At 33.4% G+C, this 353-nt stretch carries 1 protein-coding gene; it reads right to left on the reverse strand.

The annotated features are described in order from the left end of the window. A partial coding sequence (locus RCF13_RS10375; protein ID WP_308141133.1) for a hypothetical protein occupies positions 1-353 on the reverse strand: 353 nt, incomplete at both ends.

A 353-nucleotide genomic window follows, 5' to 3' on the forward strand; every position in this document is an offset into this window, starting at 1 on the left:
GAATGGGTTTTCATCAAACTCTCTTGGCTCTTCAAGCTTTTGTTTCATTCCCGCCCCTCTATTTAAATATGGATTCTCATCCTCATATGGCTCTGGTTTGTTTTTCTTTAAGCACTTACCCCATTCAATATATTTCTTAAAGCTAGTGTGTATCTCACTTCTAGGATTAGAGCTTTTCTCTAATGGCTTGTCCATCTTATACTGTCTAAAATCTTCTATAGCTTCCAGTAGGTCTAGTTGTGGATATATCGTTCCTAGAGATTGATATATTTCTAAATCTTTTTTTCTATCCAATGGGTAATTTTCTATTTTAGATAAAGTGGTTATGAACCTATATTCATCATCAGAAAAAA

Origin of the sequence: Stenotrophomonas maltophilia group sp. RNC7 (assembly GCF_030910085.1) — a bacterium.
GTDB lineage: Bacteria > Pseudomonadota > Gammaproteobacteria > Xanthomonadales > Xanthomonadaceae > Stenotrophomonas > Stenotrophomonas sepilia.